Here is a 10406-nt window from a genome sequence, read left to right as displayed (position 1 = left end):
GGCCGCGGGCGCGTCGTCGGCTTCTGGCGACGCGCCCGCGGCCGCCGACGTGCTCACGACCGGTGACGGCGAGCGCGTCGCGTACCACAGCCACTGCCAGCAGCGCACGCTCGGCCTCGACGCCCACACCGAAGCCGTCCTGAAGTCGCTGGACTACGACGTGCTCACCTCGGACGTGGAGTGCTGCGGGATGGCCGGGAGCTTCGGCTACAAGACCGAGTACTACGAATTGAGTCAGGCAGTCGGCGAAGACCTCGCCGACCAGTTCGAGACTTCCGAGGCCCGCGACAGGACGGTGGTCGCCAGCGGGACCTCGTGTCTCGAACAGCTCGACTCGCTGCTCGTTCGACAGCCGAAGCATCCGATTCGCCTGATCGACCCGGCGCGGTAGCGTCCGAACGGCGGGGGGGGGGGGGGGGGGGCCCCCCCCGCGGCGGGGGGGGGGGGGCGGGGGGGGGGGGGGGCGCGCCCGCCCCCCCCCGGGCGTGGCGCCCGCCCCCCGGGGGGGGCCCGTGGGGGGCCCCCCCCCCCCCCCCCCCGCCGTTCGGCTCGCTTCCCGCTATCGTTAAACCGTCTCGGTGTCGAGTGGGTCGCCATGGGAGACGTTCGGAGCATCTGTCGCACGACGGAGACGAGTAGAACAGGGAGCGGCGACTGCCGATTCGATGGCGCGGGCCGCAATACGACCGAAATCCCGGAGGTCGCCTGACTCGCCATGGTCGGGGAAGCTCAACACTCCGACTCGGAGTCGGGGCCGCTCGACGGCCTCACCGTGGTCGACGCCTCGCAGGTGCTGGTCGGGCCGTTCTGCACGATGCAGCTCGGCGACCTCGGAGCCGACGTGATCAAGATCGAGCGACCGGGCGCGGGCGACCAGACGCGCGGGTGGCATCCGCCGGAGTTCGGCGAGGACGAGGGCGCGGTCAGCGCGTACTACGCCAGCGTCAACCGGAACAAGCGGTCGATCACGCTCGATCTGAAGTCCGACGAGGGCCGCGAGATCCTGCGCTCGCTGGTCGCCGACGCCGACGTGTTCGTCGAGAACTTCCGCGTCGGCACGCTCGACGACTGGGGACTGGGCTACGAGGACCTCCGCGAGGTGAACGACGACCTCGTCTACTGCTCGCTGTCGGGCTACGGCGAGTGGGGCCCGTACGCCGACCGGCCCGCCTACGACCTCGTGATGCAGGCCGAGGCCGGGCTGATGAGCATCACCGGCGAGGAAGGTCGGCCACCGGTCCGGGTCGGCGTCGCCATCGCGGACATCGGCGCGGGGATGTACGCGACTCAGGCCATCCTCGCCGCGCTGCTCGAACGCGCCTACGGTGGGAGTGAGAAAGAGAGTAGAGATGACAGTGGCGGCCAGAAGATCGACGTGAGCCTGTTCGACGGGCAGGTGGCGTGGCTCTCGTACATGGCGAGCTTCTACTTCGCGTCCGGGGAGGCCCCGGGCCGGATGGGGAGCCGGCACCCGACCATCGTGCCGTACCGCGCGTTCCCGACCGCGGACGGACACGTCGTCGTGGCCGCCGCCTCCGAAAAGCTCTGGGCGAACCTCTGCGAGGCGCTGGACCGCCCGGACCTGCTGGCCGACGAGCGCTTCGAGGTCAACGCCGACCGGGTCGACCACCGCGAGACGCTCGAATCCATCCTGGAGGCCGAGTTCGAGGACCGGACGACCGACGAAGTCGTCGATCTGCTCGACGCCCACGACGTGCCGGCCCGCGCGGTCAACGACGTGGCCGACGTGTTCGACCACCCGCAGACGGCGGCCCGCGGGATGACGGCCAGCGTCGACCACCCGTCGGCAGGTCCCATCGAGATGGCTGCCAGCCCGATGCACTTCTCGGGGTCGTCGACGAGCGTGCGGCGTCACCCGCCGGAACTCGGCGAGCACACCGCGGAAGTGCTGGCCGAACTGGGCTACGCCGCGGACGAGATCCGTCGCTTCGAAGAGACCGACGTCGTCTGACCTCGGCCTCGACCGCTGTCGAACGAAGTATCCGGGCGATAGAGTTCGATTGAACTCAATCCAATAAAGTGACTATAGGGTGGAAGCTCAGACAAATTTTTTATGCCATTACGAACACGACTACGTATGGTCGCCGAACGAGGGTTTCAGGACATCCACTTCGACGATGCGCCGAACGTCGAAACGTCGATTCCCGGACCGAACTCCCAGGAGTTGTTAGAGCGCCAGCGTCAAGTCGACAGCAGCGCCGTCGCGTATCCGAAAAGCGTCCCCATCGCCATCGAGGAGGGGAAGGGTGCGACGCTGCGGGACGTCGACGGCAACACGTTCCTCGACTTCTTCGCGGGCATCGGCGTACTGAACGTCGGCCACTCCAACCCGTACGTGCTGGAGGGCGTGCGCGAGCAGACCGACAAGCTCGTCCACGCGGTCGACTTCCCGACTGAGGCGCGACTCGACCTCATCGAGAAGCTGAACGACATCGCGCCGGGCGACCTGCCGGACAACAACCGGGTCGTCTTCGGCGGGCCGTCCGGCAGCGACGCCATCGAGGCCACCATCAAACTCGCGAAGTACAACACCGGCGGCGACGGCCTCATCGCGTTCCGCGGCGCGTACCACGGCGCGACTTCGGGCGCGCTCAGCCTCACCGCGGGCAGGAAGTACAAGCGGGACTACTCGCCGCTGCTCTCGAACGTCCACCACGTTCCGCACCCCTCGTCGTACGACGACGATGACGGCGGCAAGCGCGCGCTGGAGAACGTCCAGGAGCTTCTGCAGGACCCCTACAGCGGGATGACCAACCCCGCGGGCGTCTGGGTCGAGCCGATTCAGGGCGAGGGCGGCGTCGTCACCCCGCCGGAGGGGTTCCTCGCGGGGCTCAAGGAGATCACGGAGGCCAACGACGTTCCGCTCATCGTCGACGAGATCCAGACCGGCTTCGGCCGGACCGGCGAGTGGTTCGCCAGCGACCACTACGACGTGACGCCCGACGCGATGCCGATGGCGAAGGGCCTCGGCGGCATCGGGTTCCCGCTCGGTGCCACGATGTACCGGGAGGAACTCGACACGTGGGAGGCCGGCGGGCACGTCGGCACGTTCCGGGGCCACGCCCCGGCGATGGTCGCGGGACTGCGCGCCATCGAGTACGTCGAGGACCAGGGGCTGCTCGACCACGCCAGCAACGTGGGCGGCTATATGCGGGATCGACTCCGGGGCGTGGCCGACGAAATCGACCGGCTGGTCGAGGTTCGCGGTCGCGGGCTGTTCACCGGCGCGGAGTTCGCGGACGCCGACGGACAGTCCGGCAAGCAACTGGTGAAGGCCGTCCAGCAGCACTGCTACGAGCGCGGCGTGCTGGTCTGGTCGGCCGGCCGGACCGGGAACGTCCTCCGACTGCTCCCGCCGCTGGTCGTCACGCGCGAGCAGGCCAAGATCGGGATGGACGTTATCGTCGAGGCCATCGAGACCCACGCCTGAGTCGGCGGTCTCGGAAGGGAAACGTCAGCAAAATTTAACAGCGGGCCGCCAGTTGGGCTTCGTACTCGCGTCTCTGCGGCCGAGTCCGGGGTCGGACCGCGGCGAAGATATCAATCATGGACGAGAAGGACATTCGCATTCTCACGGCGGTCGCGGACGAAGGCGTCAGGAGCCCCGACAAGATCGAGGACATCACGGGAATCCCGAAGTCGACGGTACACTACCGGCTCGAACAGCTTCGCGAGGAGGGCGTGCTGAAAAACGACGTGTACGACATGGACCTCGAGAAGCTCGGGCTGTCGATCACCCTCATCAGCGAGGTGTGGGCCGAGTTCGAGGAGGGGTACCACGAGACGGTCGGCGAGCAGCTCGCCGACATCGAGGGCGTCAATCAGGTGTACTTCACGATGGGCGACACCGACTTCGTGGTCATCTCCCACGTCACCGACCGGAAGATGGTCGAGTCGCTGATCGCCGACTACGAGGCCATCGACGAGATCCGCCGGACGAGTTCGAAGTTCGTCGTCACGACCGTGAAGGACGAGACCTACCCGCTCAACGACTTCGACTACCAAACGCTCGTGGACGCGTTGATCGACGAGGACTGAGCCGGCGAAGAACTGGGCTGGCGAAGATTGAACAGGCGAGGGCGCGGCCGACGAGTCCTCGTCGGCCGCGCCCTCGCCGGCAGACGATTTTCGAACGATTACTCGTCGCGCTCGGCGAGCCGTCGGGTCGCGTTGGCGAACACCTCGACGCCGGCGACCACGTCCTCCCACTCGGTGAACTCCGCCTCGTTGTGGGTCTTGCCGTCGACGCTCGGGACGAAGACCATCCCCGCGTCGGTCACGTCGTTGACGTACGAGGCGTCGTGGCCCGCGCCGCCGACCATCCGCTCGAACGAGCGGTCAGCCTCGCTCGCCGCGTCCTCGACCGCGTCGCGCACGCCCGGTGAGAACTCCGTGTGGGGGATCTGCCAGATCTTCTCCAGCGAGTAGTCGACGCCCTCGCGTTCGCAGGCCGCGGCCAGTTCCGCCTCGACGGCCGCGACGCCCTCGTCGACCGTCGCGTCGTCGTACGACCGCAGGTCGACGGTGAAGGTGACCTCCGAGGGGATGACGTTGATCGAGTCCGGTTCGACCGAGAGTTCGCCCACGGTCGTCACCACGTCGTCGCCCAGACGAGTCGACAGTCGCCGGACCGCGGTGACTACGTCGGCCGCGGCGACCAGCGCGTCCGACCGGGTGTGCATCGGCGTCGGCCCGGCGTGGTCCGAGTCGCCCGTGATCGTGACTTCGAGCCACGCCATCCCGAGGATGCCGTCCACCACGCCGACCGCGTTGCCGTGTTCTTCGAGGAACGGCCCCTGCTCGACGTGGAGTTCGAGGTACGAGTCCGGGCGCTCGGTCGGGCCGACCGGTTCGTCGCCGCGGTAGCCGATCTCCTCCAGAGCTTCGGCGACCGTCGTGCCCTGGTCGTCGGTGGTTTCGAGGACGGTGTCGAGGTCGTGGGCACCGGCGTAGACGCCGCTGCCCATCAGCGCGGGTTTGAATCGCGAGCCCTCCTCGTTGGTCCAGTCGACGATCTCGACCGGTCGGGTGGTCTCCACGTCGTGGTCGTCGAGCGCGCGAAGCGTTTCGAGCGCCGCGAGGACGCCGAGCTGGCCGTCGTAGCGCCCGCCGTACGGCTGGGAGTCGAGGTGCGAGCCGACGAGGACGGGTGCGGCATCGGCGTCAGTTCCCTCGCGGCGGCCGAACACGTTCCCTACCGGGTCGACGCGGACCGAGACGCCGAGGTCTTCGAGGTCCGAGACGAATTCGTCCCGGACGCGCTGGTCGTCCGCCGACAGCGTGAGCCTGTGGAGGCCGTCGTCGTCGGTCGCCCCGATGGCGGAGTAGTCGTCGAACGCGGCGCGGAGTCGGTCCGGATCGATGTCGACCATACCGGTCACCATGCAGCGGGAGGACTTAGTAATTATCCAAAACGAGCGGTGAACTCTGAACGCTGTTTCGTTTCAAAGCCCGAAGTGAGACAAGAACCAATAGTTGGGATAGATTTATATATGCCCGTTCTCTTCGTGCGACTATGGCGCACAACGACGAGGGGCGTAGTTCGTCCCGCAGACAGTTCGTACGGGCGGCGGGCGCGACGATCGCCGTCGGTTCGCTGGCAGGCTGCACCAGCCAGATATTCGGCGGCGACGGGGGAGGCGGCCTCAAGATCGGGTTCTACGGGCCGTTCTCTGGTCCGGCGTCGAACATCGGCGAACAGAAGCAGACCGCAGCCGAACTCACCCGTGACCTGCTCAACGACGAGGGCGGCGTCCACGGCGAGGACATCGAACTGGTGTTCGGTGACTCCGAGTCAGAACCCGCCGCGGGTCGGAACGCGGTCTCGCGGCTCATCGAACAGGAGTCGGCCGACATCATCGGCGGCGGGTTCCACAGCGACGTGGCGCTCTCGGTGGTCGAGGCGACCAACAACGAGGGCGTCCCCCAGATCATCGACGAGGCCGTCTCGAGCGCCATCGTCGACAAGATCAACGAGCAGAAGCTCTGGAACGCGTTCAAGACCGCGCCGCCGTCCCAGTCGTACGGCGTCGGCTGGCGCAACCTCGTCTCGTTCATGGAAGAGAACGAACTGGGCTATTTCCCGTTCGAGGACAAGACGGTGTCGCTCGTCGCCGAGGACACGTCGTACGGTCTCTCCATTCTGGACTCCGTCGCCACGGAGCTCGAGGACATCGGTTGGGAGATCCTCTCGGAGGACGAGGTCGGCATCGACGAGACCGACTTCACCTCGCTGCTCTCGCGCATCGAATCCGACGACCCCGACGTGGTGCTCGCGGTCCAGACCACGTCGTCGGGCGCGGGCAACATCACCCGCCAGTTCGCCCAGACCGGGTTCGAGAACACGCACCTCTTCCACAACTATGGCCTGTTCAACAACGCCGCGCTGGAGACCGCCGGCGAGGCCGCGAACGGCGCGTTCACCCTGTTGAACGCCGGTCCGATCCCGGACTTGCTCGGCGAACTCGGCTTCATGGACGCGTGGGAAGAGGACAACGACATCCCGCTCACCGGGAGCGTCGCGCTCTCGTACCAGAACATTCGGGTCATCGCGAACCTCGTCGACTCGTTCGACAGCCTCGACGCGTTCCGGTCGGCCAGCGTCGACGAGTGGGCCGAACACGTCATCGGCCACGACCCCATCAATGGCGGGACGGGGTACATCAGCTACCAGGACAACCACCAGGCCGCGTGGGGCGACGCCGACACCCAGCCCGCGCTCGCCTACCAGATCGCCAACCAGGACACCCAGCTCATCTGGCCCGAGGAGTTCGCGACCAGCGAGTTCGACGGGAGCTTCTACTGAGGTTGTGACCGACTCGTGAAGCGAATCGAACGGACGCCCGAGAGGCGAATCGAATCGACGCTCGACCCGCGCGTCGCACCGACGAACGACCGTCCACACGGAGAGGGAACTCGATGAAGATACGAGAGATCGACACCGACGAGGGGCTTCGGGAGGCGTTCCCGGTACTGCAGCAGCTCCGTTCGCACCTCGACTACGACCAGTTCGAGGAACTGTACGAGCAGATGGTCGCGGAGGGGTACCACCTGTTCGCGGGCTACGAGGACGGCGATCCGGTCGCGGTCGCCGGCGTCACCATCTCCACGAACTTCTACCTCGGTCGCCACGCGTACGTGTACGACCTCGTGACCGACGAGAACCACCGGTCGCAGGGGTTCGGCACCCAACTGCTCGAACACGTCCACGACTGGGCGCGCGAGCAGGACTGCGAGGCGGTCGAGCTGGAGTCGGGCCACTGGCGCGACGACGCCCACCGGTTCTACACCGAGCGGATGGGCTACGAGAAGTACTGTCACTCCTTCAAGTATGAACTCGATTGAATCGGCCTGCGCCGACCCACCGACCGAACGGGAGTGCGAGCCGTCAGAACGGGGGCATTCCGAATGACTACAAACGGCCTCGCGTACCTGCCGGCGAGCGAGCTCGCCGACCGCATCCGCGCGGGCGACCTCTCGCCGGTCGCCGTGGTCGACGCGTTCCTCGACCGCATCGAGCGACTCGACGGTGAGATCAACGCATACACCACCGTCCGCGCGGAAGCCGCGCGCGACGAAGCGCGGGAGGCCGCGCTCGCCGTCGAGAACGGCGGGCCGCTCGGCCCGCTCCACGGCGTCCCGGTCGCCGTCAAGGACCTCACTCGCGTCCGCGGCACCCGGACGACGTTCGGCTCGCCGGTGTACGAAGACCACGTCCCCGAGCGCGACGACACCGTGGTCCGGCGGCTCCGCGAGGCCGGAGCCATCGTGCTCGGCAAGACCAACACGCCGGCGTTCGGCCGGAAGACCGTCACGGACAACCCGGTGTTCGGCCGGACGAACAACCCGTGGGACCTCGGCCGGACGGTCGGGGGTTCCTCGGGCGGGAGCGCGGCCGCGGTCGCGGCCGGGCTGGCACCGCTCGCGCTCGGCTCGGACGCTGCGGGCTCGATCCGCATCCCCTCCAGCGCATGCGGGGTGTTCGGACTGCTGCCCGACGTGGGGCGCGTCCCGGCCGGACCGACCCGGTCGGACGCGTTCCAGAACCTACTGCCGTACACGTTCCTCGGCCCCATCGCGCGGTCGGTCGAGGACGCGGCGCTGATGCTCGACGCCATCGCGGGCCCGGACGGTGCAGACCCCCACAGCCTGCCTGCACCCGACGAGTCGTACCGGACCGCGCTCGGCAGCGATGCCTCGGACCTCCGCGTCGGCTACCTCCCCGAGTTCGGGGATTTCACCGTGTCGAGCGAGGTCCGGCGCGTGGTCGACGCGGCAGTCGAACAGCTCGAAGCCGCCGGGGCCGAGGTCGAGGAGGTCGATCTGGACTCCGAACTGTCGTGGACCGAGAAGCACGACGCGCTCGACTGGATCCTCCAGTCGCGGTACATCGGGCTGTACGAGGACCTCAAGCGGAACGAGGGCGTCGACCTGCTCGACACCGACCTGCCGATCACTCCGGAGGTGCGCTCGCGCGTCCGGAAGGGGCTCGACCGCTCGACGACCGACCTCGCGGAAGCGCGCCGCCGGCGGACCACCGTCTACGACGAGATCCGGGCCACCCTCGACGGCTACGACGTGCTGGCGACGCCGACGCTCGCCCGGACGCCGTTCGAGCACGACACCGACGACGTCACCGTCGGCGGCGAGTCGGTCCACGACATGCACGGCTGGACGCTGACGTGGCCGCTGAACCTCAGCGGGCATCCCGCCGGGAGCGTCCCCGTCGGAATCGCGTCGGACGGCCTCCCGGTCGGGCTGCAGGTGATCGCACCGCGGCGCGGCGACAGGGACGTCGTCCGGGCCTGCAACGCCATCGAGGACGCCCTCCCGTGGCGGGAGAGCTATCCGCCAAGCGACGTAGAGGAGCTATGAACTGGGACGAACCGTCACCATCCGGAGGAGGCGTACCGTGAGCGAACTGTTGGAGACGAACGGGTTGAAGAAGTCGTTCGGCGGCATCGTCGCCGTCGACGGCCTCGACATCTCGGTCGAGGCGGGGGAACTGGTCGGACTCATCGGGCCGAACGGGTCCGGAAAGACCACGACCCTGAACCTCATCACCGGGCTGCTCTCGCCGACCGACGGCGAGATACTGCTGAACGGGACCGACGTAGCCGGGAAGCCGCCCCACGTGGTGTCGAACCGCGGCGTCGGCCGCACCTTCCAGATCTCGAAGCCGTTCGGCCGGCTCAGCGTGTACGAGAACATGCTGGTGCCGAACGTCTCGTTGGACGCCGAGGAGCGCGACGAGCGCATCCACCGGCTGCTCGACGAACTCCATCTCGCGGAGGTCGCCGACGAACGCGCCGACGCGCTGAGCGGCGGGCAGAAGAAGCTGCTCGAACTCGCTCGCGTTCTGATGCTCGACCCCGACCTCGTGTTGCTCGACGAGCCCGCGGCCGGGGTCAATCCCGCGCTCATGGACGACATCATCGAGGACATCAAGCGAATCAACGAGCGCGGCACGGCCATCCTGATAATCGAACACGACATGTCCGTAATACGCAGTCTCTCGGAGCGAGTCATCGTGATGAACGCCGGGAAGAAGATAATGACCGGGCCGTTCGAGGAGATCCGAGCGGACGAACGAGTGCGCGAAGCGTACCTCGGGGGGACGTAGATGAGTCTGGTAGAACTCGACCACGTCGACGCGGGGTACGGCGACAACCAGGTGCTTCACGACCTGAGCTTCACCGTCGAACCCGACCGGGTGAACTGCATCATCGGCCCGAACGGGTCGGGCAAGTCCACGACCCTGAAGACCATCTGCGGGCTGGTCGACGTGTGGGACGGCCACGTTCGGGTACGGGACGCCGACGTGACCAACGCCCACCCGCGGGACGTGATCGACCACGGGGTCGTGATGCTCCCGCAGGGCGGCGACGTGTTCCCGGACCTGACCGTCCGCGAGAACCTCCGTATCGGCGCGTATCTGGTCGACGACCAGGACGTGCTCGACCAGCGCTACGAGCAGGTGTACGACATGTTCCCGGTACTCGAGGAGAAGCGCGAGCAGAACGCGGGCCAGTTGAGCGGCGGCCAGCAGATGATGGTGGCGTTCGGCCGCGCGCTCATGCCCGACCCGGACATCCTGCTACTCGACGAGCCCAGCGCCGGGCTCGCCCCGGACCTCGTCGCCGACGTGTTCGAGCAGGTCGAGCGGCTCAAGGACACCGGCCGGGACATGATAATCATCGAACAGAACGTGCGGAAGGTCCTCGAGATCGCCGAGCACGTCTACATCCTCGAACAGGGCGAACTCGTGTTCGAGGGCGAGACCGCGGAACTCCGCGACGAAGACGACATCATGGACATGTACATCGGGGAACGACACCAATGACCGGCCGAGTAGTCACCGCTCGACCGGCCGCGCCGCGAGACCG

General features: G+C 67.5%; 10 protein-coding genes. 9 read left to right on the top strand and 1 reads right to left on the bottom strand.

The window, feature by feature from the left end; all coding sequences use genetic code 11:
* From DPQ64_RS18065 to DPQ64_RS18050, 4 genes are all read left to right on the top strand, one after another.
* On the top strand, window positions 1-391 hold a 391-nt coding region (locus tag DPQ64_RS18065), incomplete at its 5' end, for a heterodisulfide reductase-related iron-sulfur binding cluster (RefSeq protein ID WP_269814494.1).
* A 324-nt stretch (window positions 392-715) separates the two neighbouring features.
* The gene (locus DPQ64_RS18060; protein WP_115865687.1) at window positions 716-1972 is read left to right on the top strand and encodes a CaiB/BaiF CoA transferase family protein; all 1257 of its coding nucleotides are present in this window, start codon (window positions 716-718) and stop codon (window positions 1970-1972) included.
* A 126-nt stretch (window positions 1973-2098) separates the two neighbouring features.
* The gene (locus DPQ64_RS18055; RefSeq protein ID WP_115865686.1) at window positions 2099-3451 is read left to right on the top strand and encodes an aspartate aminotransferase family protein; all 1353 of its coding nucleotides are present in this window, start codon (window positions 2099-2101) and stop codon (window positions 3449-3451) included.
* Window positions 3452-3567: 116 nt separating this feature from the next.
* Complete coding sequence (locus DPQ64_RS18050) at window positions 3568-4059, top strand: Lrp/AsnC family transcriptional regulator (RefSeq protein ID WP_115865685.1); 492 nt, start codon at window positions 3568-3570, stop codon at window positions 4057-4059.
* A gap of 98 nt (window positions 4060-4157) precedes the next feature.
* Here the strand turns inward: DPQ64_RS18050 and DPQ64_RS18045 are convergent, their stop codons facing one another.
* Window positions 4158-5393 (bottom strand): Zn-dependent hydrolase, encoded by a 1236-nt coding sequence (locus DPQ64_RS18045; RefSeq protein ID WP_115865688.1) that lies wholly within the window; start codon window positions 5391-5393, stop codon window positions 4158-4160.
* A 143-nt stretch (window positions 5394-5536) separates the two neighbouring features.
* On the opposite strand from DPQ64_RS18045, the gene DPQ64_RS18040 reads away from it, so the two are divergent.
* The 5 genes from DPQ64_RS18040 (at window position 5537) to DPQ64_RS18020 (ending at window position 10363) form a co-directional block, all read left to right on the top strand.
* Entirely contained in the window at window positions 5537-6826 is a 1290-nt protein-coding gene (locus DPQ64_RS18040) for a substrate-binding domain-containing protein (RefSeq protein WP_115865684.1), read from the top strand.
* Between the two features lie 113 nt (window positions 6827-6939).
* Window positions 6940-7365, top strand: coding sequence for a GNAT family N-acetyltransferase (locus tag DPQ64_RS18035; RefSeq protein ID WP_115865683.1), 426 nt, complete (start codon window positions 6940-6942; stop codon window positions 7363-7365).
* A 63-nt stretch (window positions 7366-7428) separates the two neighbouring features.
* Window positions 7429-8895, top strand: coding sequence for an amidase (locus DPQ64_RS18030; RefSeq protein WP_115865682.1), 1467 nt, complete (start codon window positions 7429-7431; stop codon window positions 8893-8895).
* Between the two features lie 37 nt (window positions 8896-8932).
* Window positions 8933-9643, top strand: a complete 711-nt coding sequence (locus DPQ64_RS18025; protein ID WP_115865681.1) for an ABC transporter ATP-binding protein — start codon at window positions 8933-8935, stop codon at window positions 9641-9643.
* Window positions 9644-10363: an ABC transporter ATP-binding protein gene (locus DPQ64_RS18020; protein WP_115865680.1), complete on the top strand. Its 720-nt coding sequence runs from the start codon at window positions 9644-9646 to the stop codon at window positions 10361-10363.
* The last annotated feature ends 43 nt before the right edge of the window (window positions 10364-10406 follow it).

The sequence above is a fragment of the Halorussus litoreus genome, from assembly GCF_003382685.1.
GTDB classification, from domain to species: Archaea; Halobacteriota; Halobacteria; order Halobacteriales; family Haladaptataceae; genus Halorussus; species Halorussus litoreus.
The sequence above is the reverse complement of the archived record's forward strand: the minus strand, read 5'-3'. Positions and strand labels throughout refer to the sequence as shown.

Bases quoted from the DNA above. Each gene is read 5' to 3' on its own strand.
- DPQ64_RS18045 (WP_115865688.1), bottom strand. From the start codon at position 5,393: ATGGTCGACATCGATCCGGACCGACTCCGCGCCGCGTTCGACGACTAC.
- DPQ64_RS18040 (WP_115865684.1), top strand. From the start codon at position 5,537: ATGGCGCACAACGACGAGGGGCGTAGTTCGTCCCGCAGACAGTTCGTA.
- DPQ64_RS18020 (WP_115865680.1), top strand. From the start codon at position 9,644: ATGAGTCTGGTAGAACTCGACCACGTCGACGCGGGGTACGGCGACAAC.
- DPQ64_RS18060 (WP_115865687.1), top strand. From the start codon at position 716: ATGGTCGGGGAAGCTCAACACTCCGACTCGGAGTCGGGGCCGCTCGAC.
- DPQ64_RS18030 (WP_115865682.1), top strand. From the start codon at position 7,429: ATGACTACAAACGGCCTCGCGTACCTGCCGGCGAGCGAGCTCGCCGAC.
- DPQ64_RS18035 (WP_115865683.1), top strand. From the start codon at position 6,940: ATGAAGATACGAGAGATCGACACCGACGAGGGGCTTCGGGAGGCGTTC.
- DPQ64_RS18055 (WP_115865686.1), top strand. From the start codon at position 2,099: ATGGTCGCCGAACGAGGGTTTCAGGACATCCACTTCGACGATGCGCCG.
- DPQ64_RS18050 (WP_115865685.1), top strand. From the start codon at position 3,568: ATGGACGAGAAGGACATTCGCATTCTCACGGCGGTCGCGGACGAAGGC.